At 65.0% G+C, this 25538-nt stretch carries 24 protein-coding genes and 1 tRNA gene; 9 read left to right on the top strand and 16 right to left on the bottom strand.

Going from position 1 to position 25538, the window contains the following annotated elements:
• Positions 1-9: 9 nt before the first annotated feature.
• Positions 10-948, bottom strand: coding sequence for a bifunctional riboflavin kinase/FAD synthetase (gene ribF, locus WDB71_RS02430; protein WP_341503059.1), 939 nt, complete (start codon positions 946-948; stop codon positions 10-12).
• Between the two features lie 76 nt (positions 949-1024).
• A complete protein-coding gene (gene murJ, locus WDB71_RS02425; RefSeq protein WP_341503058.1) occupies positions 1025-2596 on the bottom strand; it encodes a murein biosynthesis integral membrane protein MurJ in 1572 nt (523 codons plus the stop codon).
• A gap of 211 nt (positions 2597-2807) precedes the next feature.
• On the opposite strand from murJ, the gene rpsT reads away from it, so the two are divergent.
• Positions 2808-3068 carry a 30S ribosomal protein S20 gene (gene rpsT / locus WDB71_RS02420; protein ID WP_341503057.1) on the top strand — a complete coding sequence of 87 codons (261 nt, stop codon included), beginning with the start codon at positions 2808-2810 and terminating at the stop codon, positions 3066-3068.
• Positions 3069-3121: 53 nt separating this feature from the next.
• Here the strand turns inward: rpsT and WDB71_RS02415 are convergent, their stop codons facing one another.
• Positions 3122-3421 (bottom strand): metalloregulator ArsR/SmtB family transcription factor, encoded by a 300-nt coding sequence (locus WDB71_RS02415; RefSeq protein WP_341503056.1) that lies wholly within the window; start codon positions 3419-3421, stop codon positions 3122-3124.
• 137 nt (positions 3422-3558) lie between these two features.
• Between WDB71_RS02415 and WDB71_RS02410 the strand changes: the two genes are divergently transcribed.
• The 3 genes from WDB71_RS02410 (at position 3559) to WDB71_RS02400 (ending at position 7608) form a co-directional block, all read left to right on the top strand.
• Positions 3559-4947 carry a M28 family peptidase gene (locus WDB71_RS02410; protein ID WP_341503055.1) on the top strand — a complete coding sequence of 463 codons (1389 nt, stop codon included), beginning with the start codon at positions 3559-3561 and terminating at the stop codon, positions 4945-4947.
• Positions 4948-5020: 73 nt separating this feature from the next.
• Positions 5021-5809, top strand: a complete 789-nt coding sequence (locus WDB71_RS02405) for a UDP-2,3-diacylglucosamine diphosphatase (protein ID WP_341503054.1) — start codon at positions 5021-5023, stop codon at positions 5807-5809.
• 89 nt (positions 5810-5898) lie between these two features.
• Positions 5899-7608 carry a GNAT family N-acyltransferase gene (locus WDB71_RS02400; protein WP_341503053.1) on the top strand — a complete coding sequence of 570 codons (1710 nt, stop codon included), beginning with the start codon at positions 5899-5901 and terminating at the stop codon, positions 7606-7608.
• A gap of 54 nt (positions 7609-7662) precedes the next feature.
• On the opposite strand, the gene dapE is transcribed toward WDB71_RS02400, so the two are convergent.
• The 4 genes from dapE to nhaA are packed head-to-tail and all read right to left on the bottom strand — an operon-like array spanning position 7663 to position 11310.
• Positions 7663-8817 (bottom strand): succinyl-diaminopimelate desuccinylase, encoded by a 1155-nt coding sequence (gene dapE, locus WDB71_RS02395; protein WP_341503052.1) that lies wholly within the window; start codon positions 8815-8817, stop codon positions 7663-7665.
• A gap of 53 nt (positions 8818-8870) precedes the next feature.
• On the bottom strand, positions 8871-9767 hold the full coding sequence (gene nhaR, locus WDB71_RS02390) for a transcriptional activator NhaR (protein WP_341503051.1): 897 nt from the start codon (positions 9765-9767) through the stop codon (positions 8871-8873).
• Positions 9767-10147, bottom strand: a complete 381-nt coding sequence (locus WDB71_RS02385; protein WP_341503050.1) for a hypothetical protein — start codon at positions 10145-10147, stop codon at positions 9767-9769. The genes nhaR and WDB71_RS02385 overlap by 1 nt, the downstream gene beginning before the upstream one ends.
• Positions 10144-11310 carry a Na+/H+ antiporter NhaA gene (nhaA, locus tag WDB71_RS02380; RefSeq protein WP_341503049.1) on the bottom strand — a complete coding sequence of 389 codons (1167 nt, stop codon included), beginning with the start codon at positions 11308-11310 and terminating at the stop codon, positions 10144-10146. The genes WDB71_RS02385 and nhaA overlap by 4 nt, the downstream gene beginning before the upstream one ends.
• Positions 11311-11534: 224 nt before the next feature.
• Between nhaA and WDB71_RS02375 the strand changes: the two genes are divergently transcribed.
• Positions 11535-12692, top strand: coding sequence for a Na/Pi symporter (locus tag WDB71_RS02375; protein ID WP_341503048.1), 1158 nt, complete (start codon positions 11535-11537; stop codon positions 12690-12692).
• A gap of 45 nt (positions 12693-12737) precedes the next feature.
• On the opposite strand, the gene thyA is transcribed toward WDB71_RS02375, so the two are convergent.
• From thyA to rppH, 5 genes are read right to left on the bottom strand one after another with little or no spacing between them, the layout of a single operon-like run.
• Positions 12738-13532: a thymidylate synthase gene (gene thyA / locus WDB71_RS02370; RefSeq protein WP_341503047.1), complete on the bottom strand. Its 795-nt coding sequence runs from the start codon at positions 13530-13532 to the stop codon at positions 12738-12740.
• Positions 13529-14326, bottom strand: coding sequence for a prolipoprotein diacylglyceryl transferase (gene lgt / locus WDB71_RS02365; protein WP_341503046.1), 798 nt, complete (start codon positions 14324-14326; stop codon positions 13529-13531). Before lgt ends, thyA begins: the two co-directional genes overlap by 4 nt.
• Positions 14327-14334: 8 nt before the next feature.
• A complete protein-coding gene (locus WDB71_RS02360; RefSeq protein WP_341503045.1) occupies positions 14335-15129 on the bottom strand; it encodes a sulfite exporter TauE/SafE family protein in 795 nt (264 codons plus the stop codon).
• A gap of 38 nt (positions 15130-15167) precedes the next feature.
• On the bottom strand, positions 15168-17420 hold the full coding sequence (gene ptsP, locus WDB71_RS02355) for a phosphoenolpyruvate--protein phosphotransferase (RefSeq protein ID WP_341503044.1): 2253 nt from the start codon (positions 17418-17420) through the stop codon (positions 15168-15170).
• 2 nt (positions 17421-17422) lie between these two features.
• Positions 17423-17923, bottom strand: a complete 501-nt coding sequence (gene rppH / locus WDB71_RS02350) for an RNA pyrophosphohydrolase (protein WP_341503043.1) — start codon at positions 17921-17923, stop codon at positions 17423-17425.
• Between the two features lie 723 nt (positions 17924-18646).
• Here rppH and mutH point away from each other — a divergent pair.
• The 3 genes from mutH (at position 18647) to WDB71_RS02335 (ending at position 20613) form a co-directional block, all read left to right on the top strand.
• Entirely contained in the window at positions 18647-19333 is a 687-nt protein-coding gene (gene mutH / locus WDB71_RS02345) for a DNA mismatch repair endonuclease MutH (protein ID WP_341503042.1), read from the top strand.
• A 51-nt stretch (positions 19334-19384) separates the two neighbouring features.
• On the top strand, positions 19385-19558 hold the full coding sequence (locus WDB71_RS02340) for a hypothetical protein (protein WP_341503041.1): 174 nt from the start codon (positions 19385-19387) through the stop codon (positions 19556-19558).
• 110 nt (positions 19559-19668) lie between these two features.
• Positions 19669-20613 (top strand): FAD-dependent oxidoreductase, encoded by a 945-nt coding sequence (locus WDB71_RS02335; protein ID WP_341503040.1) that lies wholly within the window; start codon positions 19669-19671, stop codon positions 20611-20613.
• Between the two features lie 10 nt (positions 20614-20623).
• Here the strand turns inward: WDB71_RS02335 and WDB71_RS02330 are convergent.
• Positions 20624-20697, bottom strand: a tRNA-Gly gene (locus WDB71_RS02330).
• 104 nt (positions 20698-20801) lie between these two features.
• Here WDB71_RS02330 and WDB71_RS02325 point away from each other — a divergent pair.
• Positions 20802-21608, top strand: a complete 807-nt coding sequence (locus tag WDB71_RS02325; protein WP_341503039.1) for an SDR family oxidoreductase — start codon at positions 20802-20804, stop codon at positions 21606-21608.
• A gap of 24 nt (positions 21609-21632) precedes the next feature.
• Here the strand turns inward: WDB71_RS02325 and WDB71_RS02320 are convergent, their stop codons facing one another.
• The 3 genes from WDB71_RS02320 to gcvP form a co-directional block, all read right to left on the bottom strand.
• Entirely contained in the window at positions 21633-21866 is a 234-nt protein-coding gene (locus tag WDB71_RS02320) for a hypothetical protein (RefSeq protein ID WP_341503038.1), read from the bottom strand.
• Positions 21867-21894: 28 nt separating this feature from the next.
• Positions 21895-22245, bottom strand: coding sequence for a DUF3192 domain-containing protein (locus tag WDB71_RS02315; RefSeq protein ID WP_341503037.1), 351 nt, complete (start codon positions 22243-22245; stop codon positions 21895-21897).
• A gap of 385 nt (positions 22246-22630) precedes the next feature.
• Positions 22631-25522 carry an aminomethyl-transferring glycine dehydrogenase gene (gcvP, locus tag WDB71_RS02310; protein WP_341503036.1) on the bottom strand — a complete coding sequence of 964 codons (2892 nt, stop codon included), beginning with the start codon at positions 25520-25522 and terminating at the stop codon, positions 22631-22633.
• Positions 25523-25538 lie beyond the last annotated feature (16 nt).

The following is a 25538-nucleotide window of genomic DNA, read 5'->3' as shown; positions in this document are numbered from 1 at the left end:
CAATGTCACTCAAACTTGTTTGGGGTCTGCAAAGTATGCTCGGGCAGCGGCTTCATCTCGGGCGATCTGCGCCCTCAGTTCGTCCAGTGAAGCAAAGCGCTGCTCGGCGCGAAGTTTCTTTCTTAACACGACTTCCAGCTGGCAGCCATAAAGGTCGCCCTGGAAATCCAGCAAATGCACCTCCAGCACCGGCACAGTGCCGTCCACGGTCGGCTTCCTGCCGATGTTGGCAATGCCGGCCAGCGGCTTGCCTGCCACCCCCAGCACCTCCACCGCATAGACGCCGGATACCGGGCTCACCCTGCGCTTGAGGGGCAGGTTGACGGTGGGGAAGCCGATGGTGCGGCCGCGCTTGGCGCCGTGGTGGACCCGGCCGCTAATGCTGTAGGGGCGGCCCAGCATGGTCTCGGCCGAGGCCAGATCGTCGGCGGCCAGGGCCTGGCGGATCAACGTGGACGACACCCTGTCCTGGTGCAGGCAGAAGCTGTGGGTGCCCACCACCTCGAAGCCATGTTGCCGGCCGGCGGCCTTGAGCATGGCGAAGTCGCCGCGGCGGTCGCGGCCGAAGCGGAAGTCGTCGCCCACCACCAGAAACTTCACCCCCAGGCGCTCGACCAGCTGCTCGCGGATGAAGGACTCCGGCTCCAGGGCGGCGAAGTGGGGGCTGAAGGGCTCCACCAGCAGCCGTTCCAGGCCCAGGCCTTCGAAGGCGTGGAACTTGTCACGCAGGCGGCTGAGCCGGGCCGGCGCCTTGTCGCCCAGGAACAGCTCCAGGGGCTGGGGCTCGAAGACCATGACGGTGGCCGGCAAGCCCAGCTCGCTGGCCTTGGCCTTGAGTTGCCGCAGCACTTCCTGGTGGCCCAGGTGGACACCGTCGAAATTGCCGATGGTCAGCACGCAACCGTGATGTTCGGGCCGGACATTGTAGAGTCCGCGGATCAGTTCCATGGGCTTCGCTTAATCAATGCACTGCTTGCGAAATCGTCGGATTATACCTGAGCGGGCCCCCATCAGGTAGCCCCGCTCAGGAGGCAGAGCGCAGCTGGTGCGGCCTGAAGCCCAGCAATAGCAGGCCGGCCAGGTAGGTCAGGCCGCCGGCGCCGATGAGGCCGGCCAGCCACAGGGCCCGCGTGGTGATGGCCATCTCGGCCCAGGCCGCCAGGGGCGGGCAAAGCCACAGCAGCACCGCCACCATGGCGGCGCAGGCCCCCAGCACCCGGCCCAGGGCCAGGGCGGTCTTGGCGCAGGGCCGGTAGATGTGCTTGTCCCACAGCCCCTTGGCCAGCAGGCCGGCATTGATGTAGGCGGAAATGGCGGTGGCGGCGGCCAGGCCGATGTAGCCCAGCCTTTCACCCAGGCTGATGGCCAGTATGGCGTTGAACACCATGTTGGCGACCATGGCGATGATGCCGATGCGTACCGGGGTCCTGGTGTCCTGGCGGGCATAATAGCCTGGTGCCAGCACCTTGATCAGCATGAAGGCCAGCAGGCCGGTGGCGTAGGCCCAGAGCGCATAGCTGGCCGACACCACGGCGCTGACGTCGAAGGCGCCGTGCTGGAACAGCACCATCAGCATGGGCGCCGCCAGCACCATCAGGCCGGCGCTGGCCGGCAGCCCCAGCAGCAGCACCATGCGCACCCCCCAGTCCATGGTGTGGGCGAAGCCCTCCTGCTCCTGACCGGCATGCCTGTGGCTGAGGGCCGGCAGGATCACGGTGGCGATGGCGATGCCGAACAGGCCCAGGGGGAATTCCAGCAGCCGGTCGGCATAGTAGAGCCAGGAGATGGAGCCGCCGATCAGCCAGGAGGCGATAAAGGTGTCGAACAGCAGGTTGATCTGGCTCACCGAGACCCCGAACAGGGCCGGGAGCATCAGGGTGCGGATCCGCCTGACGCCGTCGTCCATCCAGCCCCAGCGGGGCCTGACCAGCACCCCGGCCTTATATAGGAAGGGGATCTGGAACAGGAACTGGATCAGGCCGCCCAGGAACACGCCCCAGGCCAGGCCGATCTCCGGCTGCGCCAGGGTCGGCGCCAGGTAGAGGGCGCAGCCGATGATGGCGACGTTGAGGAAGACCGGCGTGAAGGCCGCCACCGCGAAGCGGCCCAGGGTGTTGAGGATGGCACCGCTGAGGGCGGTCAATGTGATGAACCAGAGATAGGGAAAGGTGATCTTCAGCATCAGCGCCGCCAGCTCGAACTTGGCGCCGTCCGGCCTGTCATTGAGCCAGTCCACGAACCAGCCGGTACCGAACAGCAGCGCCACCACCGGCGACCCTATCACCCCGACCAGGGTCACCATGGTGATGATCACCCCCAGGGTGCCGGACACCTTGGCGATCAGCAGCTTCATGGCCTCGTCGCCCTGGTTCTTCTTGACGTCCGCCAGCACCGGCACAAAAGCCTGGGCGAAGGCGCCCTCGGCAAAGAGGCGACGCAGGAAGTTGGGGATCTTCTGGGCGAAGAAGTAGACGTCGGCGGCGTTGCCGGCCCCCATCAGGTTGGCGATCACCACGTCCCTGGCCAGCCCGAGCACGCGGGAAACCAGGGTCATCAGGCTGACAATTGCGCTGGATTTGAGGAGTTTACTGGACAACGAAAAATTCCCGGTGAAAAAAGTGCCAGTTCGACTGTCGAGGCCGATGCAAGTCTGGTAGAATGCGCGCCATCTTATCCCTGTAAGACCATGGATGCCAGCCGACAACTGGCGGCGCGATTTTGTTCAATTCCATTGACAAATCCCGCCAATGAAGGCATATTCCGTGGCCTTTTGGTATTGAACCTCTATACGTTTTAGGAGTTAGACCTTGGCTAACATCAAGTCTGCGAAGAAGCGTGCGATCCAGGCAGAGAAGCGCCGCCAGCATAACGCGAGCCGCCGCTCCATGCTGCGCACCTACCTGAAGAAAGTTAACGCTGCCCTGGTTGCCGGTGACAAAGCTGCTGCCCAAGAAGCCTTCACCAAAGCCCAGCCGATCATCGATCGCATGGCTACCAAAGGCCTGATCCACGCGAACAAAGCTGCCCGTCACAAGGCTCGCCTGAACGCGCAAATCAAAGCCCTGTAAGAGTTCGCTCTTGCACATAAAAAAACCGGCATATGCCGGTTTTTTTATTGCCTTTATTTGTCGTAGAGGCGGTCGAGCAGGTCGATCAGTTCGGCGGCTTCATCGCTGGCCAGCGAATAATAGACCGTCTGTGCTTCCTTTCGGGTCTTCACCAGGCCGTCGCGGCGGAGCCAAGCCAGGTGCTGGGACAAGGCGGACTGGCTGAGCCGCATCTGCTCGTTCAGCTCACCCACCGACTGCTCGCCATTTTGCAGATGGCGCAGAATAAAGAGACGCCTTTCATTGGCCATGGCCTTGAGCAGAGTCACCGCCGGTTCGGTCCGCTCTGCCACGGGTGATGCTAGGTACGTCATGAAGAATGTCTCCCTTCGCAAAGCTAACGCAGAAAGCCCGCGGTCCGTCGCCTCCATGGCAGACAGTCGCGAGCATCGTGGTAAGTTAACCCCCCGTCACCTGAAGATTGACTGAACTAATACAGGGAATGGCAAAAATGAAAGGTACCCTCAAGGCCTGCCTGGGCCTGTTGCTGGCGCTGCCGGCCTGGGCCGGACTGCAGCAAAGCGATCTGGACACCGCCAAGGCACTGCGCGATCAGGCCCTGGCCGGCAACATCGCCTACGACACAGTGGAATCCCTGACCGTGGAGGTGGGCCCCCGCCTGGCCGGCAGCGAAGGGGACCGCAAGGCCGTGGCCTGGGCGGTGGACAAGCTCCAGCGGCTGGGCTTCGACAGGGTCTACACCGAAGAGCTGGCCATTCCCACCTGGCGTCGGGGCCATATCCACGCCGAGATCAGCGCCCCCTACCGCCAGCACCTGGTGATCACCGCCCTGGGCGGCAGCGTCGGCACCGGTGAAAAGGGCCTGGCCGGCGACATCGCCTTCTTCGAGACCCTGGACGAGCTGAAGGCGGCCGATCCCAAGGCGGTCGAGGGCAAAATCGTCTTCATCAACAAGCGCATGGAAAGGGCCCAGACCGGCTTCCAGTACGGCAAGACGGTGGCCGGCCGCTCCAAGGGCGCCATAGAGGCGGCCAAAAAGGGCGCCCAGGCCATACTGATCCGCTCCGTGGGCACGGGCCCGCACCGCTTCGCCCACACCGGCACCATGAAATATGAAGAAGGGGTGCCGCGCATCCCCGCCGCCGCCGTGGCGGTGCCCGACGCCAACCTGGTCGAAGCCATGCACAGGCGCGGCAAGACGGTTTCCGTGCATCTGGAGATGACCGCAGAGCCGGGCCCCCAGGGCAAGACCCACAACGTCATCGCCGAGCTGACCGGCAGCGAGAAACCCGAGGAAGTGGTGCTGATCGGCGCCCACCTGGATTCCTGGGACAACGGCCCAGGCGCCTTGGATGACGGCGCCGGCGTCGGCATCATGGTGGCGGCGGGCAAGCTCATCGAGCAGCTGCCCCAGCGTCCCAAGCGTACCATACGGGTGGTGCTGTACGGCGCCGAGGAGATCGGCCTCTACGGCGGCCATGCCTATGCCGAGCGGCACCGGGAAGAGCTGGCCAAGCACGTGCTGGCCGGCGAGTCCGACTTCGGTGCCGGCGCCATCTACCGCCTGGACACCAACTTCGGCCCCGAAGGCCGGGCGCTGGCCAAGGCCCTGTTCGAGGTGCTTGAGCCCATGGGCGTTGCGGCCGGCAACAACGAGGCCGGTGGCGGCCCGGACGTATCCATGCTGCCGGAGCTGGGCGTACCGGTGGTGTCGCCCCGCCAGGACGGCACCTACTACTTCGACTACCACCACACCCCGGACGACACCCTCAACAAGATAGTCCCCGAGGAGCTGAATCAGAACGTGGCCACCTGGACGGTGATCGCCTACCTGGCGGCCCAGTACGACGGCAGCCTCAGGCCGGTCAAGGTCAAATAACGGTCACCTCGGCGTCAAGGCCCTGTCATCCACCGGGCCTAGTCTGATCTCCCGAGCCAATCGGGGGACCACCATGAGCCACTTCAACTACCGCACCGTCTTCCTGTCCGATCTGCACCTGGGCAGCCGCGACTGCCAGGCCGACTACCTGCTGTCGCTGCTCAAGCACATCAAACCCGAAAGCCTCTACCTGCTTGGCGACGTGGTGGATCTCTGGGCCATGGGCCGCAAGGGCCTCTGGCCCCACAGCCACTCCCAGGTGCTGTTCGAGCTGGAGCGCCTGGCCCGCCAGGGCACCAGGGTGGTCTATGTACCCGGCAACCACGACGCCGCCCTGCGCCGCTTCTGCGGCTTCGGCCTCGACCGCTTCGAGATGCACAGGCGCTGTGAGCACCAATTGCTGGACGGCCGCACCCTGCTGCTGACCCACGGCGACGAGTTCGACGCCGCCGTCTGCCTGGGCGCCTTCGAGGCACAGATAGGCAACCTGGGCTACGACCTGCTGATGTGGCTCAACCGCAGCTGCCAGTTCCTGCGCCGTCGCCTGGGCCTGCCCTACTGGTCCCTGGCCACCTTCATCAAGAAGCGGGTCGGCAAGGCCCAGGCCGCCATCGACCGCTACCGGCACGCGGCCCTGCGCGCCGCCCGCCAGGCCGGCTGCGACGGCATCGTCCTTGGCCACATCCACCAGCCCCAGCTGAGCCAGGAGGACGGGCTGCTCTACCTCAACACCGGCGACTGGGTGGAGTCCTGCTCCCTGGTGGCCGAAGGCCTGGACGGCCGCCTGCAGCTGCTGCACTGGAGCGAGCAGCAGCAGGTGCTGGCCTGCACCGACCGCGAGCGCATCATCCGCGCCGCCTGAGCCGGTCACAAAAGCGTCACCGAACTGTGCCCTGGCTGTCATTTGCCGGGGCTACCTTGTGGCGCCAGGTAGACTGCTTGGAAACGCCCATGTTCAGTGTCGAACAGGTCCTAGACCAATACTTTCCCAACGCCCGTTTCCGGGGCGCCCTGGCCCCGGTACTGCGCCACCTGCTGCGCGAGCAGGACTTCCAGGCCTTTGCCCGCGACTATCCCCACCTCAGGGGCTGGGACTTCGTGGAGGCGGTGCTGGATCACTTCGATTTCGGCTACCAGGTCTCGGATCGGGAAAAGGAAAGGATCCCCGCCAGCGGCCGGGTGGTGATCATCGCCAACCACCCCATAGGCTCCTTGGACGGCCTGGCCCTGCTCAAGTGCGTGGGCGAGGTGCGCCGCGACGTCAGGGTGGTGGCCAATGCCCTGCTGGGCGAGCTGGCACCGCTCAAGGGCCTGATGCACCCGGTCAACAACCTGGTGGGCAGGACCAGCCGCGAACAGATGGAGGGGATCAGCAGGCACCTGGAGGACGACGGTGCCCTGATCATCTTCCCCGCCGGCGAGGTTTCCCGGCTCAGGCCCCAGGGGGTGCGCGACACCCACTGGCGTTCCGGTTTCCTGCGCCTGGCCAAGCAGAGCCGGGCGCCGGTGCTGCCGATACTGGTCCAGGCCCGCAACTCCGCCCTCTTCTACGGCACCTCCATGCTCTACAAGCCCCTGGCCACTGTGCTGCTGGTGCGGGAGATGTTCGCCCAGCGCCACAAGCAGGCGACCCTGCGCATCGGCGAGCTGATCCCCCTGCAGAGCTTCGAGGGCAGCCAGCTGCCGCTGCGCACCCAGATCAAGCTGTTCAAGAAGCACCTCTACCGCCTGGGCAGCCAGAAACGGCCCCTGTTCAAGACCGAAACCGCCATCGCCCCCAGGGAGGATCGCCAGGCCATACTGGATGTCCTCAGTGGCTGCGAGGCCCTGGGCCGGACCCCGGACGGCATGGCCATCTACCTCTACCGCCATGAGGGCGACAGCGCCCTGATGCGCGAGATAGGCCGGCTGCGGGAGCTGGCCTTTCGCGCCGTCGGCGAAGGCACGGGCCGGCGCCGGGACATGGACAGGTTCGACAGCCATTACCTGCACCTGGTGCTCTGGGATCCCGGCCGCCTGGAGGTGGCCGGCGCCTACCGCCTGGCCGACAGCCGCGCGGTGCTGGCCGAGCAGGGCAAGGACGGCCTCTACAGCCACAGCCTGTTCAACTTCGGCGCCGACATGGACGAGATACTGGATCAGGGCCTGGAGCTGGGCCGCAGCTTCGTGCAGCCGGCCTATTGGGGCAAGCGGGCCCTGGACTACCTCTGGGTCGGCATAGGCGCCTTCCTGGCCCGCCACCCCAGGTACCGTTACCTGTTCGGCCCCGTGTCCCTGTCCGCCCAATTCCCGCCGGCGGCCCGGGATCTGATGGTCTATTTCTACCAGCTCTATTTCGGCAGCCAGGACGGCCGCACCAGGCACCGCCGCCCCTACCTGCTGGCGGCCCAGACCCTAGCAGATCTCACCGCCACCTTCAGCGGCGATGACTACAAGGCCGACTTCGTGCTGCTCAAGGACAAGCTGGCTGGCATGGGCGTCAACATCCCCACCCTCTACAAGCAGTATTCGGAGCTCTGCGAGCCCGGCGGCGTGCAGTTTCTCGACTTCGGCACCGACCCGGATTTCGGCGACTGCATCGACGGCATGGTGCTGGTGGACACCCACAGGCTCAAGGCCCAGAAGAAGGCCCGTTATATCGACCGCCATAAGGCGCCATAGCAAAAACAGCAAAGGAGAAGGCGGCCCAGGGGCCGCCTTTTTCATGGCGATGGCCTAGAGGGAGGCCAGCAGCCGCCGGTAGATGGCCACCAGCCGGTCCATTTCCGCCACCGGCACCCGCTCGTTGGCCTGGTGGATGGAGCCGTTGGGCAGGCCCAGCTCGATGACCTCGCAGCCGGCAGCGGCGAAGAAGCGGCCGTCCGAGGCGCCGCCGGCGGTGGACAGCACCGGGAAACGCTGCAGCTCGGCAAAGCTTGCCCGCTCCACCAGGGTCAGGAAGTTGGGCTGGGTAGCGGAAAACTGGCTGAGGTAGGGCTCGCAGGGCCGGCTCCAGTCCAGCTCGTAGGGCCAGCCAAGGGCATCGGCCAGGGCGCGGATCCGCTCGTCGATGCGCCCGTGGCTGTAGCGGTGGGAGTAACGCAGGTTGAACCTGAGGGTGACCTTGCTCGGGGTGACATTGTCGACCCAGTCACCGTGCTCCAGGCCGGTGAGGTGGAAGCCGGTGCCGGGAAAATCGCTGCAGCCGCCATCCCATTCCAGGGCCGCCAGCCGCTGCCCCAGCACCATGGCCTGGTGCAACACATTGTCCCGGCCCGGCTGGTAGGCCACATGGCCGGCCCTGCCGGTCAGGGTCAGGGCGCCGGAGATGGCGCCGCGCCGCCCCACCCTCAGGGTGTCGCCGCTGCGCTCCCGGGCGGTGGGCTCGCCGATCAGCACCCAGGGCGGCAGCTCGCCGCGCCCGGCCAGGCGCTCGGCGATGAGCCTGGAGCCGTGCTCCGCCTCCCCTTCCTCGTCCGAGGTCAGCAGCACCATCAAGCCGGGCAGCCGGTGGCCGTCGCCCAGGGCCAGCTCGGTGGCGGCGAGGAAGGCGGCGATGCCCCCCTTCATGTCGGCGATGCCGCGGCCGATGTAGTGGCCTTCGGCCTCGGTCAGGGCGAAGGGCTCATGACGCCAGCCGCGGCCGGCCGGTACCACGTCGGTATGGCCGGAAAAGGCCAGGCGCCCCTGGCCGGGACGCCTGGCGATCAGGTTGGACACCCCTTCACACTGGAAGCGCTCTATGGCGAAGCCGAGCCGGCCCAGCTCGGCGGCCAGGTAGTCCTGGCAGCCGGCATCATTTGGGGTCACGGAGGCACGGTCCAGCAGGGCCTCAAGATGGGCCCGGACCAGGCTGGCCGGGCTGGGACTGTGGTGCAGGGCAACGGACATGGCGCTGTGCTCCCTTGGGCTTTTCCCCCATGACAGCACGGCCAGTTGACACTTTAATGATCGAAGCTCTGGAACTGCAGGCCGCGGCTGGCCAGGCTGCACAAGCGCACCACCGCCGGGTGCTGGATCATGCGCTCGGCGAAGACCGCGTAGTAGCTTTCCCTGATATCCCGGGTTTCGCCCAGGCAATGGACCCGGAAGCGTTCGGCGAACTGGGCGTTGTTGACCCCGGGGGCCACGAAGACGCCGTCGCCGGCCACCCCGAAGGCCAGCATCAACCCGGAGTCGTCGAATTCGCCGGCGATGCGGGGGTTGAGGCCCTGCTCGTCCAGCCAGCTCTTGAGCTGGCGGCCCACCGCCGTCTTGCGCCCCGGCATCAGCAGATCCGCCCCGTCCAGGCAGGCCGGGAAGGGCCCGTCCAGGGGCCTGCGGCTGAAGAAGGCCAGCGGGTATTCCCCCAGGGCCTTGGAATGCAGGCCGGGCTCGGCCGCCGAGTCTATGGGGCAGTCGGAGAGGATCATGTCCAGCTTGTGGCTGCGCAGCTCATCCAGCAGCAGCTCGTGGCGGGATTCGAAGCAGCTGAAGCTGATCTCCACCCCGGGCGGCGAGGCCTCCCTGAGCAGCAGCGCCACCACCCACTTGGACAGGGCATCGGCCACCCCCACGTCGAAACGCACCTCCTCCAGCTTCTGGTAGTCCAGGGCGTCCAGCAGCTCGTAGCTGAGGTTGTACATCTGGTCGGCATAGCGGTAGACCAGGCGGCCCAGCTCCGTGGTGTCCAGGCGCCGGCCCCTCTTGGTCAGCAGCGGCCCCATGCGCCCTTCCAGCAGCTTGAGCTGGCCGGACACCGTCTGGGGGGTGATGCACAGCGCCTCGGCGGCGGCCGCCAGGGAGCCCTTGCGGACCACCATCCAAAAGTAATAGAGGTGGTTGTAGTTGAGGTGGGCCATCAGGGCTGGCAGCTGAAGGTTTGCCTGAGGTGCTCCAGCAGCTGCTGCCGGGAGGCGATCCTGTCCTTGGCGATCTCCTGTTGCAGCTCCGCCAGCAGCGCCTCGCGCTGGGGTGTCTGCTGCTCGCAGAGCCTGGCACGCACGTGCTCGAGGCGCCCGCCCATGCGCTGCCGCTTGGCCCTGGACACATAGCGGGAATCTTGCGGTGCGCTTTCAGCGGCCTGCAGCTTGGCGCCGTCTATCACCCCGATCAGGTAATCGTGGCAGCGCTGGCCCTGGGCCTGGCCCAGGCAGTATTCCTCGAAATGGGACAGGGGCTGCTCTTCGGCCACCACCGCCAGTGGCGCCAGCAGGGCCAGTGTCATCAATGCCGTTTTCATGGATGCTCCTTGTCCAGGTTGCGTTTCATCAGGTAGAAGCCCAGCACCGCCGACAACGTCGAGCCGGCCAGGATGCCGATGCGGGAATAGGTGTCGTAGATCACCTCCTCGTGCTCGTAGGCCAGGGAGGCGATGAACATGGACATGGTGAAGCCGATGCCGCACAGCACCGCCAGGGCCAGGATCTGGGTCCAGTTGGTGCCCTGGGGCAGCTTGGCCAGGCCCAGCTTCACGGCCAGCCAGGTAAAGCTGAACACGCCCAGGGGCTTACCCAGCAGCAGCCCCAGCATGATGCCGAGCGGCAGGGGCGAGACGGCACTGGCCAGGCTGAGGCCGGCCAGGGACACGCCGGCATTGGCCAGGGCGAACACCGGCAGGATCAGCCACTCGGTGGCGCCTTTCAGGCGGTGTTCCAGGCGATGGCCCACCGGCTTCTTGCCGACCCAGAGCGGGATGGTGAAACCGATCACCACACCGGCCAGGGTGGCGTGCACGCCGGACTTGAGCACGCTGGCCCAGAGCACCATGCCCACCAGCAGGTAGGGGGTCAGCCTGGCCACCTGCAGCCGGTTCATCACCACCAGTACCAGGGTCGAGGCGGCGGCCACCGCCAGGCTGATCACCGACAGATCGGCGGTATAGAAGAAGGCGATGATGACGATGACACCGACGTCATCGATGATGGCCAGGGCCAGCAGGAACACCTTCAGGGTCGCGGGCACCCGTTTGCCCAGCAGCGCCAGGATACCCAGGGCAAAGGCGATGTCGGTGGCGGCCGGGATGGCCCAGCCCTGGCGGTTGACCGGATCGGCGTGGTTGACGCTGAGGAACACCAGCGCCGGCACCAGCATGCCGCCGATGGCGGCGATCACCGGCAGCAGCGCCTTGTGGGGATTGGACAGGGAGCCGTGCAGCAGCTCGTACTTCACCTCCAGGCCGATCATCAGGAAGAACACCGCCATCAGGCCGTCGTTGATCCAGGCCAGCAGCGGCTTGTCGATGGCGAAGTCGCCCAGCACCACAGCCACCCTGGTGTGCAGGAATTCGTCGTAGAAGCCGGACAGGGAGGAGTTGGCCAGCATCAGGGCCAACAGGGCCGCCAGCACCAGCAGGGTGCCGCCCCTGGTGTCGGGCTGGAAGAGGTAGTTCAGCTGGTGTCTCATCTTTTCCCTACTACAGCTCAGAAGTTCACTCAGGTTAGACAAGGCAAAGTGTAGAAAAAATCCCTTTCTAGCGATGGTTAAACTCGGCTTTCTCGAACTTTTAAGAAAGATTCATCACTTCGACACGGCAATGTCATCTTTTTCTGATCTAAATCGTCTCTTGTAAAAAAACTGACATATACAAAGGGCATCATGCGCGCACATCGCTAACCCGAGACCTTGTTATGTCAGACAGTCTGACCCAGAACCCGGCCGTAGAGGCCGCCAACACCGCCGAAAAGGCCTGGCTCACCACCCTGAAGATCACCGCCCTGGTGTATCTGCTGCTGCTGGCGGTAGGCATGATCGGCAGCGGCTTCAAATGGGCCAGCGGCGGCCATGCCGAGGAGCTGTTCGCCTTTGCCGCCAACCCCTTCCTGGCGCTGATGATCGGCATAGTGGCCACCGCCCTGGTGCAGTCCTCCTCCACCGTCACCTCCATCATAGTGGGCCTGGTGGCCGGCGGCCTGCCGGTGACCACCGCCATCCCCATGATCATGGGCGCCAACATCGGCACCACCGTCACCAACACCCTGGTGAGCCTGGGCCATGTCCGCGAGAAGGAGGCCTTCAAGCGCGCCTTCTCCGCCGCCACCATCCATGACTTCTTCAACCTGCTGGCGGTGATCATCTTCCTGCCCCTGGAGCTGGCCTTCGGCCTGCTGGAGAAGCTGAGCGGTTGGCTGGTGGCCCCCCTGAACACCGACGCCAGCCTGTCGCTGAAGGAATTCAACTTCATCAAGCCCATCACCAAGCCGGTGATCGGCGAGGCCAAGGGCGTGCTGGCGGCCATCCCCGAGCCCTTCGGCGCCGTGCTGATGATCCTGGCGGGCATATTCATCATCTTCTTCGCCATCACCGCCCTGGGCCGGGTGCTGAAGCAGTCCCTGACCGGCCGTGCCAAGGAGCTGCTACACAGGGCCATCGGCAAGGGCCCCTTGTCCGGCATCGCCTCCGGCACCCTGGTCACCGTGCTGGTGCAGTCCTCCTCCACCACCACCAGCCTGGTGGTGCCCCTGGTGGGCTCCAACACCCTGAAGGTGAAGGACATCTATCCCTTCACCCTGGGCGCCAACATAGGTACCTGCGTGACCGCCCTGCTGGCCGCCACCGCCGCCAGCGGCGACTTCGCCGCCTTCGCCCTGCAGATAGCCCTGGTGCACCTGCTCTACAACGGCCTGGGCGTGCTGCTGATCTACGGCCTGCCCTTCCTGCGCAACCTGCCCCTCAAGGGCGCCGAGGCCCTGGGCGAGCTGGCCAGCACCCGGGTGCCCCTGGCCATCGGCTATGTGCTGGCGGCCTTCTTCCTGCTGCCCGGGGCGCTGATCTTCCTGTCCCAGTAACCCCTGCCAGGCACGAAAAAGCCGCCCCTTTGGGCGGCTTTTCTATTACACGGCCACCGGGGCCTTGATATGGGGGTGGGGATCGTAATCGAGGATCTCGAAGTCCTCGAAGCGGTAATCGAACAGGCTGTCCGGCCTGCGCTTGATGGCCAGCCTGGGCAGGGGCCTGGGCTCCCGGGCCAGCTGCAGCCTGGCCTGCTCCAGGTGGTTGGCATAGAGGTGCACGTCGCCGCCGGTCCAGACGAAGTCACCCACCTCCAGGCCGCACTGCTGGGCCACCATGTGGGTCAACAGGGCATAGCTGGCGATGTTGAAGGGCAGGCCCAGGAAGACGTCGCAGCTGCGCTGGTAGAGCTGGCAGGACAGCTTGCCGTCGGCCACGTAGAACTGGAAGAAGGCGTGGCAGGGGGCCAGGGCCATCTTGTCCAGCTCGGCCACGTTCCAGGCCGAGACGATCAGGCGCCGCGAGTCCGGGTTGGTCCTGATCTGCTCCATGACCTGGCTGAGCTGGTCGATATGGTGGCCGTCCGGGGTCGGCCAGCTGCGCCACTGGGCGCCGTAGACGGGGCCCAGATCGCCCTTGTCGTCGGCCCATTCGTCCCAGATGCTGACGCCGTTCTCCTTCAGGTAGGCGATGTTGGTGTCGCCGCTCAGGAACCACAGCAGCTCGTGGATGATGGATCTCAGGTGGCACTTCTTGGTGGTGACCAGGGGAAAGCCCTGGCTGAGGTCGAAGCGCATCTGGTGGCCGAACAGGGACAGGGTGCCGGTGCCGGTCCTGTCGTCCTTCTGGGTGCCCTCGGTGAGGATCTTGTCCATTAATTCCAGGTAAGCCTTCACGCCCTCTTCTCCCCTTGCTTGTAACTCCAGAACATCAGTGCCATGCCGCCCAGGATCATCGGCAGGCTGAGCAGTTGCCCCATGGTGATGACGCCGCCCAGCAGGCCCAGGTGGGCATCGGGCTCACGGACGAATTCCACCAGGGAGCGGAAGCCGCCGTAGCCGATCAGGAACAGGCCGCCCACGGCGCCCCTGGGCCTGGGCTTGGCCGAGAACCACCACAGCACCATGAACAGCACCAGGCCTTCCAGCAGCGCTTCATACAGCTGGCTGGGGTGGCGCGGCAGCGGCCCGCCGGTGGGGAAGACGATGCCCCAGGGCAGATCCGTGGTGCGCCCCCAAAGCTCGCCGTTGATGAAGTTGCCGATGCGGCCGAAGCCCAGGCCGACCGGCACCAGGGGCGCCACGAAATCGGCGATGGTCAGGAAGCTGCGCCGGCTCTTGCGGCCGAACCAGGCCATGGCCAGGATCACCCCCAGCAGGCCGCCGTGGAAGGACATGCCGCCCTGGTCGATGCGCAGCAGGTAGAGGGGGTTGGCCAGGAAGAGATCGAAGTGGTAGAAGAGCACATAGCCGATGCGGCCACCCAGGATCACCCCCAGGAAGCCATAGAAGAGCAGATCGCTGACGTCGTCCTTGCTCCAGCCGGAGTTCGGCCTGGCGGCGCGGCCATTGGCCAGCCAGATGGCGGCAACGAAGCCCAGCAGGTACATCAGGCCGTACCAGCGTACCGCCAGCGGCCCTATGCTGAAGATCACCGGATCGATGTCCGGGAAGATGATGGGTGTGGTCATGCAAGTCCTCAGTTCAGCAACATTTCCAGCCCCACCGCCAGCAGCAGCAGGGCAAAAAGCTTACGCATCAAAGGCGCCGGGATCCGGCTCAGCAGCCTGACCCCCACCTGGGCCATCACGAAGGCCCCGGGCAGCAGCGCCAGCAACGCCGGCAGGTAGATGTAGCCCAGGCTGCCTTCCGGCAGGCCGGGCTGGCCGGCACCGAGCCAGGCATAGCTCAGGGAGCCGGACAGGGCCACGGCCAGGGTGTTGACGGCGGCGGTGGCCACGGCGGCGGTCAGCGCCACGCCCAGCCAGGTCAGCAGCGGCACCATCAGCACGCCCCCCCCTATGCCCAGCAGCGACGACAGGGTGCCCACCGCCATGCCCAGCCCCAGGGCCCAGGGCAGCGCCAGCTCGGTGCGGCCCTCGCCCTTGGGCACCTTGCTCCAGATCATGCGGGCGGCGGAGAAGAACAGGAAGGCGGCAAAAAGCCGTTTCAGCCAGAACGGGCTGAGCAGGGCCGCCACCTGGGCGCCCAGCAGGCCGCCCAGGATCATGCCAGGCACCAGGTAGCGGGCCACCTTCCAGGGGATATTGCCGCGCCTGTGGTGGGCCCACATGGAGGAGCTGCCGGTGAAGCAGATGGTGGCCAGGGAGGTGGCCAGGGCCATGGGCATCACCAGTTCTTCCTGGACCCCGGCCAGGGGCAGCAGCCAGGCCAGGGCCGGCACTATCACCAGGCCACCGCCTATGCCCAGCAGCCCGGACAAGAGCCCGGCCAGGGCCCCCAACAACAGACAGGCAATGATGATCAACGACAAGGGCCGGTCCCCAGCTTCATAAAGGGCGTCATGTTAGCCTAACGCCCTCCCCTCAACCAGCCGGACAGGCCCACCGCCACCAGCCGTTCACGAAGCAGCCAGCAGAGCCGGTCGGCATCGGCGGCCGCCAGCAGCTCGGCCCTGCCCTCGGCCAGCTCCGCCAGGGACAGCTTGCCGACCAGGTGCTTGGCCTTGGCCACCTGGCTGGTGTTCATGGAAAAGCGCCGGTAGCCCAGGCTCAGCAGCAGCACCAGCCCCAGCACCTCGCCGGCCAGCTCGCCACAGACCGCCAGCTCCAGATCCAGCTCGGCGCACTGGCGGCTGATCTGGTGCAGGACCTGGACCACGGCGGGATGGAAGGGGTCGAACAGCTCCGCCACCCTGGCGTTGTTGCGATCCACCGCCAGCAGGTACTGGGTCAGATCATTGGTGCCCACGGACACGAACTGCACCCGCTCGGCCAGCTGCGGCAGCTGGTAGAGGATGGCCGGCACCTCCAGCATCACCCCCACGTCGGGCAGCTCGAAGGCCTGGCCCAGCTCCTCCTGGAGCTCGTGGTGGGCCTGGCGCAGCAGGCGCAGGGCCTCGTCCACCTCGGCCACGGACGACACCATGGGCAGCATCAGCCGAAGGTTGCCCAGCTGCTGGTGGGCCCTGAGCATGGCCCTGAGCTGGATCAGGAACACGTCCGGCTGATCCAGGGTGATGCGGATGCCGCGCCAGCCCAGGAAAGGGTTGGCCTCCTCTATGGGCATGTAGGGCAGGGTCTTGTCACCACCTATGTCCAGGGTGCGCAGGGTCACCGGCTTGCCTTGGTAGGCGGCCAGCACATGGCGATAGATACGGAACTGCTCCGCTTCGCCGGGCAGGCGGCTGCCCAGCATGAAGGGTACCTCGGTGCGGTACAGGCCGACCCCGTCCACCCCCAGGTTGGAGGCGATATCGGCATCGGCGGACAGGCCGGCGTTGAGCATCACTGTGACCGCCTCGCCATCCAGGCTCAGGGCCGGGCCGGCCATGTCGCCCAGGGCCTCGGTCAACAGCTTTTCTTCCTCCACCAGGCGCTCGAATTCGCGGATCAGGCTGGGCTCGGGATCGAAATAACAGCGGCCGGCGTAGCCGTCCAGGATCAGCGCCCGGCCCTGGACCAGGCTCAGCGGCAGGGAGCCCACCCCCATGACCGCGGGAATGCCCATGGCCCTGGCCAGGATGGCGGCGTGGGAGTGACCGGAGCCGCGCCGGGACAGTATGCCCTTGAGCTGGGCCCTGGGCACCTCGGCCAGCATGGCGGCGGTGACCTCGTCGGCCACCAGCACCAGCTCGCCATCGCCGGCGGCCGGCGCCGCCTGTTCGCCCTGCAACACGCTCAGCAAACGGTTGCCCAGATCGCGCAGATCGGCGCCCCGCTCCCGCAGGTAGGCGTCCTCCATGGCTTCGAACCGGCCCATGGCCTCCCCCAGCACCAGCTTGAGGGCCCACTCGGCGCTGACGCCGCTGCGGATCTGCTGGTGCACCGGCTCGCCCAGGCTGGCCGGCGCCAGCAACTGCAGGTACAGCTCGAAGATGGCCCTGGCCTCGGCCGGCAGCGACGACAGGCTGTCGATCAGGGCCTGGAGCTGGGCCCTGGTGTCGGCCACGGCCAGGTCGAAGCGCGCCAGCTCGGCCTGGCTGTCTTCCACCTGGGCAAAGGTGATCTCGTCCAGGCTCTGGCTGCCCAGGCGGACCCAGGCCCTGGCGATGGCCACCCCGGGGGCGCCGGGCTGGCCCTTGACGCTGCGCCGCCAGCCGGAGCTGGCCTCCAGCAGCCGGGAGCGCTCCTCCACATTGGCCAGTACCGGGGCCAGCTGGCTGGCCAGGGTCATCAGGGCCGCCTCTTCCTCGGCGGCGAAGACACGGGGCTGGCGCTGCTGGACGGTGAGCACGCCCAGCACCCGGCGCCGGAAGATGATGGGCACGCCCAAAAAGGAATGGAAGGGTTCTTCACCCAGGCCGGTGATCAACTTGAAGGCGGGGTGGTGTTGGGCGTCGCCAAGGTTGAGGGGCTCTTCCCTGGTGGCCACCAGGCCGACCAGGCCCTCGCCATAGGCCAGGGTGCAGATCTCGCCCTGGGGCAGGCTCAACCCCTGGGTGGACACCAGTTGCAGCACCCTGTCCTCGTCGTCGGCCAGGTAGATGGAGCAGACTTCGGTTTGGAAAAGTTCGCAGGTGGCCTCGACCAGCCAGGCCATGGCCTCGTTCAGGCTCGCAGCCCGGTTGACCTTCTGAACGATCGCCTGCAAGCCGGTCAGCATGCCTAGCCCCTGCGCCGCTCGTTACGTTGGAAAGGCATGGCGGTGGCGGCAAATTCCTTCATCATCCGCCGGTAGACGTCCCGCTTGAAGGACACCACCTGGCGTACCGGATACCAGTAGCTGACCCAGCGCCAGTCGTCGAATTCGGGGTGGCCGGTGGCCCTGAAGTTGACCGCCGATTCCGGCCCAACCAGCTGCAACAGGAACCACTTCTGTTTCTGACCGATACACACCGGGTTTTGGTCCCGGCGTACCATCCTCTTGGGTAATCGATACCGCAACCAGTGTCGGCTGACCGCCAGGATCTTCACATCCTTTTTGTGCAGTCCCACTTCTTCCCAAAGCTCCCGATACATGGCCTGCTCCGGCGACTCGCCGTCATGGATGCCACCTTGGGGAAACTGCCATGAATGCTGGCCATGGCGACGGGCCCAGAATACCTGGCCCTTCTGATTGCAGATCACGATACCGACATTGGGCCTGAAGCCGTCACTGTCGATCACCACTGCCTCGATGCAATTCGAATCTTCATTGGATTGTTCCATATATGGGGAAGTGCGGCAAACCCTTAAATCCGGGGAAAATTTCCCCATACAGTTGATAAGTTAGACGATCAGTAGAACTTATAAACAGCACTAGGCATTTCGCTTGAGCCTGCTTGGGAAAATTACTCACACCACTTGTGCATAAAGCTGTGCATCCTTTTGTATAGATCCGTGGATGCGTCCACAGCGCTAGCAAGGCGATCGTCACGGCAAGACATGAAAAAACACTTTTCCCTTTACTTTCAATGGATAATAAAAACAAAAAACGCACAGGATCCCTATTGACAGTCCAGGGATCCTGGCAAGACTTTGTGGAGCGCTGTGGAAAAGTGTCCCTGTTCAAAAGGTAAACAGCGGACTTTTATCCACAAAGCCTGGCCATTATCACCCCGAAAGGCGGCCAGAAAGCGGCCAGGATCCTGTATGGATCCCCAGTTTCCTGCACCGGGATCGCAGTTATCCCTGCACTCTGTGCATAACCGTGTGGAGCACTGGACCGAACCATGAGGAAAAGGCTTGGCCCGCTGGTGAAAGCGATCAGAAATGAAGAAAGTTTTCCTTATTTTACAGCAGGTTATTACTGAAGATTGTTTCTCACCTTGTTCACAGGTGGCTTTCGATTGAGGCTGGTGTTTTTTTCATCACTGCAATTTGCCGGCCGGCCACTATACAATGCCCCCCATGCCGAGCATTCCCTGCACCACCAGACCACAGTCCCTGGACGAACTCCAGGACAGGGCCAGAGCCCTGTCCGGCTTCACCCTGGCCGAACTGGCCGATCGGGCCGGCCTTTCCGTACCCAAGGATCTGAAGCGGGAAAAGGGTTGGATGGGGCTGCTGCTGGAGCATTTCCTGGGGGCCCAGGCCGGCTCCAGGCCCGAGCCGGACTTTCCCGAGCTGGGCGTCGAGCTCAAGACCCTGCCCATCGATCGCCAGGGCCGTCCCCTGGAGAGCACCTTCGTTGCCGTGGCCCCCTACGAGGGCTGGCAGGGCGTACAATGGCAGGGTTCCCATGTCCGCGCCAAGCTGGCCCGGGTGCTGTGGATCCCGATCCTGGCCGAGCGCAGCCTGGCCCCTGCCGAAAGGCTGATCGCCACCCCCATGCTGCACAGCCTGCAACCGGACGAGGAAGCCATACTGCGCCGGGACTGGGAAGAACTGGTGGAGCTGCTGGCCCTGGGCCGCTTCGACGAGATCAGCGCCCACAAGGGCCAATACCTGCAACTGCGCCCCAAGGCCGCCAACGGCCGTGTCAAGACCTTGGCCCGCAACAGCGAAGGGGAGCTGGTGGCCGTCCAGCCCAAGGGCTTCTACCTGCGCAGCCTCTATACCAGCCGGTTGCTCAGCCAGCATTTTGGCCTTGCCTGACGGGGCTCGTTTGATAATAATTCTCACTAACACTTGTTGTGAGAAGACGTCATGCCGATCCCCAACTGGGCCAGGATAGCCCTGCTGACGATGGCCGCCCTGGTGCTGGCCTCCAGCCACTTCGACAGTCGCCAGCCGGTCCATTGGCTCGGCCTGTTCTTTGTCTTTGCCGCCCTGGCTCCCCTGGTCATCAGGCCGACAGCCTCTGCCCGGGTTGGGCGCTGACGCAAAGAAAGTCCTGCAAAAGCGGGTTATGCTCAGTACATAAAGACACTGATTTTACTTAGGGGTGCTTTATGGCCAGGGTCGCTATCGTGGGGGCAGGTCTGGCAGGATTGAGTGCAGGTCGGCTCCTGCACGGCCAGGGCCACCAGGTTTCACTGTTCGAGAAGAGCCGCGGAACCGGCGGCCGCATGGTTTCCCGGCGCACCCCCTGGGGCAGCTTCGATCTGGGCGCCCAGTACTTCACCGCCCGCCACCCCCGCTTTATCGACGAACTGGGCAACTGGCAGGCACTGGGCATCGCCGGCGAATGGCACATGACCCCCTACCAGCTGTCCCTGGATCAGCTTCACCCCTCCCCCGATGTCACCAGCCGCTTCGTGGGCCAACCCCATATGAGCGTCATCACCCGTCGCCTGGCCGACAGCCTGGAGGTGCATTTCAACGAGCAGATCGTCGCCTGCCACGTCCGCGATCAGCGCTGGTGGCTGGAAACTGTGCAGGGCGAGGCCAGGGGTCCCTTCGATGGCCTGCTGGTCACCACCCCGGCCCAGCAGTCGGTGCCCCTGCTCCAGGCCAGCCCGCGCCTGGCGCTGGCGGCTCGCCAGGTAAAGATGCTGCCCTGCTGGGCGGTGGGCCTGGCCTTCGCCGAACCCCTGGATACCATCATCAAGGCCGCCTTCGTCACCGACGATTGCCTGGAGTGGCTGGCCGAAGACTCCTCCAAACCCCAGCGCATGAGCCACCCGCAATGCTGGGTGCTGCACGCCACCTCGGAATGGAGCCGGGAATTCATGGAGGCCGAACCGGAGGACGTGGTCAGCATGCTCGGCGAGCGCTTCTTCGAGCTGCTGCGCCTGACCCCGACCGAGCCGATGGCCGGCTTCGCCCACAGATGGCGCTTCGCCAGGCCGGCCGAATCTCACGGCAGCCGGATCCTGTTCGATACCTCGTTGAAACTGGGCGCCGGCGGTGACTGGAGCCACGGCGGCCGCATGGAAGGTGCCTACCTGGCCGGCCTGGATCTGGCCGAGCGCATGCTGCAACAGCTTGATTGAGAAAGGAAACTGGAGCGGGCGAAGGGAATCGAACCCTCGTATGCAGCTTGGGAAGCTGCCGTTCTACCATTGAACTACGCCCGCGCAAGACCCGATTATAGGGCCTGACCGAATTAAGAAAAGCACTTTATTGGCAACCACTTAGTTTCTGACGGCCAGCACGGCTGGCCTTGGACAAGGAGTCACAGATGGCCTTTGATTTTTCCGGACACGCCGTTTTCGTCATGGGCGGCACCAGCGGTATCAACCTCGGCATCGCCAAAGGCTTTGCCGCTGCCGGCGCCCGGGTCGCCGTGGCCAGTCGCTCCCAGGACAAGGTGGACGCGGCCGTGGCCGAACTCAAGGCCCTGGGCAGCGACGCCTTCGGCTACAGTGTCGACGTGCGCGAGGCCGAGGCGGTGGCCAAGGTGTTCGGGCAGGCCGCGGAGCGCTTCGGCTCCCCCATCCAGGTGCTGGTCAGCGGCGCCGCCGGCAACTTCCCGGCCAGCGCCAAGGCCATGTCGGCCAACGCCTTCAAGTCGGTAGTGGACATCGATCTGCTGGGCACCTTCCACGTGATGAAGGGAGCCTACCCGCACCTGGCCCGCCCGGGCTGCATCATCAATATCTCCGCTCCCCAGGCCTATGTGCCCATGGCGCTGCAGAGCCATGTCTGCGCCGCCAAGGCCGGTGTCGACATGATCACCCGCACCCTGGCCATGGAATGGGGGCCTGAGGGGATCCGCGTCAACTCGCTGGTGCCCGGTCCCATAGCCGGTACCGAAGGCATGAAGCGACTGGCGCCCACGGCGCAGCTGACCGACATGGTGGCCGACTCGGTGCCGCTGAAGCGAAACGGCAGCCCCGAGGATCTGGCCAATGCCGCCCTCTTCCTGGCCTCGCCCCTGGCCTCCTACATCAGCGGTGTGGTGCTGCCGGTGGACGGGGGCTGGTCCCTGGCCGGGGTGTCCACCGCCATGGACGGCCTGGCCAGGATGCTGGCCGTCCAGAAATGAAGGAGGCGCCCTTGGGCGCCTCTGTTACTTCAGGTTTTCGATGGCCTGGCCGACCTGGTAGCCCTCGTCGGTGACTATGGTTTCCAGGGTCCGGATACGCTCTTCCATCCTGACCACCTGGGCACGAAGCTGGGTCAGCTCGTCATCGTTGGCGGCCTGGCTGGTCAGGCGCATTTCTTCCATCTTGTGCTTGCGGCTGGCGATGTTATTGAAGGTGATGAACGCGAACACGATCAACACGATCAAGACCACCATCATTGTTCCATCCATCCTGGTGCTTCCTTAATCAGAGTCGTTGCAGGGCCAAGTCCCCCCAGCCTAGCAGAATGCCGTCCTTGAAGATCAGCGGCGTGCACTCGTCCCTGGTGGTCATGCCGTCACCATGGCGGCGCTGGGTGCGGTAATAGAGCACCCGGTGGCCGTCCGCCAGCAGGTTGTCGAAATCCGGGGTGCCCAGGCGGGTCTGGACCTGATCCAGGGCCAGGCCGGGCATGAAGCCGCCGATGGCCTCCCTGTTGCGCTCTTCCCGGTTTTCCTGGCTGTGCTGAACATAGTCGCCGTCGTGGTCGCCACCTACGTGGAAGACACAGGCGCTCAGGGGCAGGCACAGGGCCAGGGCAAGCCATTGCTTTTTCATGGTTTTCTCCTTTTGGTCGTAATGCCCCTATTCAGGCAAATACCAGGCCAAAAGACAAAAACACTTATGAAACAAGATATTAACGCTTATGTCTGGCTCAACGGTGGCGAGCTACGCCAGCCATTGGCGAAAAAGGCAAAAAAAACCCCATCTTCGATGGGGTAACGAAGGGATCCATTTTCAGGAAAGGGAACCCCGAGAGAGACTGATGATGGCAACGGCTCTTGGCCAAGGGAAGGTAGACAACGCGAGGATAAGGCCACTTTCCCTGTGACGAAGAAGCTCCATGGTCGTGACGACCTGACTCCATACTGACCAAGGGTCAACCCCTTGTCAAACAAAAAACCCCCGCGGGCGCGGGGGTTTTTATCAGCTTATCAGGCGCTTAGTCCTGATAGGCTTCCATGGGCACACAGGCGCAGAACAGGTTGCGGTCACCGTAGACATCGTCGATGCGGTTGACGGTGGGCCAGAACTTGTTCTGGCGAACGGCTTCCACCGGGAACACCGCGGTGGCCCTGTCGTAGGCCCGCTCCCAGGCGGCGTCCATGACGTCGTCCTGGGTGTGGGGGGCGTTGACCAGGGGGTTGTCGTCCAGGGTCCACTCGCCGCTGGCCACCTTGTCGATCTCGGTGCGAATGGCCAGCAGGGCCTCGATCATGCGATCCATCTCCGCCTTGGACTCGGACTCGGTGGGCTCGATCATCAGGGTGCCGGCCACCGGGAAGGACATGGTCGGGGAGTGGAAGCCGTAGTCCATCAGGCGCTTGGCCACGTCCAGCTCGGAGATACCGGTCTCCTCCTTGAGCGGGCGCAGGTCGACGATGCACTCGTGGGCGATGCGACCGTTGCGACCCGTGTAGAGGATCGGGAAGCGCTCGGCCAGGCGGGTAGCCATGTAGTTGGCGTTGACGATGGCGTACTTGGTGGCGTCCCTCAGGCCGGCGGAGCCCATCATGGCGATGTACATCCAGGAGATGGGCAGGATGCCGGCGCTGCCGTAGGGAGCGGCGGACACGGCGCCCATCTCGGCCTGGGAGCCCTCTATGGTCACCACCGGGTGGTTGGGCATGAAGGGCGCCAGGTGGCTCTTCACGCCGATGGGACCCATGCCGGGACCGCCGCCACCGTGGGGGATGCAGAAGGTCTTGTGCAGGTTGAGGTGGGACACGTCGGAGCCGATAAAGCCCGGGGAGGTCAGGCCGACCTGGGCATTCATGTTGGCACCGTCCATGTACACCTGGCCACCGTGCTGGTGGACGATGTCGCAGATCTCACGCACCGTCTCTTCATAGACGCCGTGGGTGGACGGATAGGTGATCATGATGCAGGCCAGGTTGTCGGCCACTTCCGCGGCCTTGGCGCGCAGATCGTCCATGTCCACGTTGCCCTGCTTGTCGCAGGCCACCACCACCACCTTGTAGCTGGCCATCTGGGCCGAGGCCGGGTTGGTGCCGTGGGCGGAGCTGGGGATCAGGCAGATGTTGCGGTGACCCTCGCCACGGGATTCGTGGTATTTGCGGATGGCCAGCAGGCCGGCGTATTCGCCCTGGGCGCCGGAGTTGGGCTGCATGCAGACGGCGTCGTAGCCGGTGATGTCGACCAGCCAGTCGCCCAGCCCGGAGATCATCTCGTGGTAGCCCTGGGCCTGATCCGCCGGGCAGAAGGGGTGCAGCTCGGCGAACTCGGGCCAGCTCACCGGGATCATCTCGGCGGTGGCGTTGAGCTTCATGGTGCAGGAGCCCAGGGTGATCATGGAGTGGTTCAGGGCCAGATCCTTGTTCTCGAGGCGCTTGATGTAACGCAGCATCTCGGTTTCGGAGTGGTACTGGTTGAACACCTCGTGGGTGAGGATGGCGTCGTCGCGCAGCAGGTGCGCGGGGATGGACTCGATCTCACCCTGCTGGATGCGCACATCCAGGGCATCCAGGTCCAGGCCGTGCTCCTCGCCGACCAGGATGTCGAACAGCTCGACCAGGTCGGCCCTGGTGGTGGCCTCGGACAGGCTGATACCCACGGCACCGTCCAGGTCGGCACGCAGGTTCACGCCCTTGGCCTGGGCCTTGGCGATGACGGCGGCCTTGTCGGCCACTTCCACGGTCAGGGTATCGAACCAATGGCTGTTGCGGATGGCCAGGCCCTTGTCCTTGAGGCCCAGGGCCAGGATGTCGGTGAGGCGGTGCACCCGGCCGGCGATGCGCTTGAGGCCTTCGGGACCGTGGTAGACGGCATAGAAGGAGGCCATGTTGGCCAGCAGCACCTGGGCGGTACAGATGTTGGAGTTGGCCTTTTCACGACGGATGTGCTGCTCGCGGGTCTGCATGGCCATGCGCAGGGCCGGCTTGCCGCGGCTGTCCTTGGACACGCCGATGATGCGGCCGGGCATGGAGCGCTTGTAGGCGTCGCGGGTGGCGAAGAAGGCGGCGTGGGGGCCACCGTAGCCCATGGGCACACCGAAGCGCTGGGCAGAGCCGAGCACCACGTCGGCGCCCAGGTGGCCGGGCGCCTTGAGCAGCACCAGCGACAGTATGTCGGCGGCCACGGCCACTATGCCCTTCTGGCCCTGGACGGCGGCGATCAGATCATTGAGATCCCGCACCTCGCCGGTGCTGTCCGGGTACTGGAACAGGGCACCGAACAGATCCAGGCCCTCGGCCTTTTCCGGGGCCGCGACCAGGGTCTCGAAGCCGAAGGCCTCGGCGCGGGTCTGCACCACGTTGATGGTCTGGGGATGGCAGTTTTCGTCGATGAAGAAGGTGTTGGCCTTCTTGTTCTTGGACACCCGCTTGGCCAGGGCCATGGCCTCGGCGGCGGCGGTGGCTTCGTCCAGCAGCGAGGCGGAGGCCAGATCCAGACCGGTCAGGTCCAGGGTCAGCTGCTGGAAGTTGAGGATGGCCTCCAGGCGGCCCTGGGCGATTTCCGGCTGGTAGGGGGTGTAGGCGGTGTACCAGCCCGGGTTTTCCAGCACGTTACGCTGGATCACGCCCGGCACCAGGGTCGGGTGGTAGCCCATGCCGATGTAGGACTTGAAGATCTTGTTCTTGCCGGCCACGGACTTGAGGTAGGCCAGGGTCTCTTCTTCGGTACGGGCCGGGCCTATGTTGAGGCCCTCGGGCAGGCGGATGCTTGCCGGTACGGTTTCTTCGATAAGGGCGTCGACGGAGTCGGTGCCCAGCACCTCCAGCATGGCCTCGGTCTCGGCGGCGTCTGGGCCGATGTGGCGATCGATGAAGGCGTTGTGGTATTCGAGCTCGGACAGGGAACGGTTGTCGGACATGGTTACTTCCTCGCTA

Source organism: Gallaecimonas sp. GXIMD4217 (genome assembly GCF_038087665.1).
Classification (GTDB): Bacteria; Pseudomonadota; Gammaproteobacteria; order Enterobacterales; family Gallaecimonadaceae; genus Gallaecimonas.
Note: the sequence above shows the minus strand (reverse complement) of the source record. Positions and strands in the feature narration are given on the sequence as shown.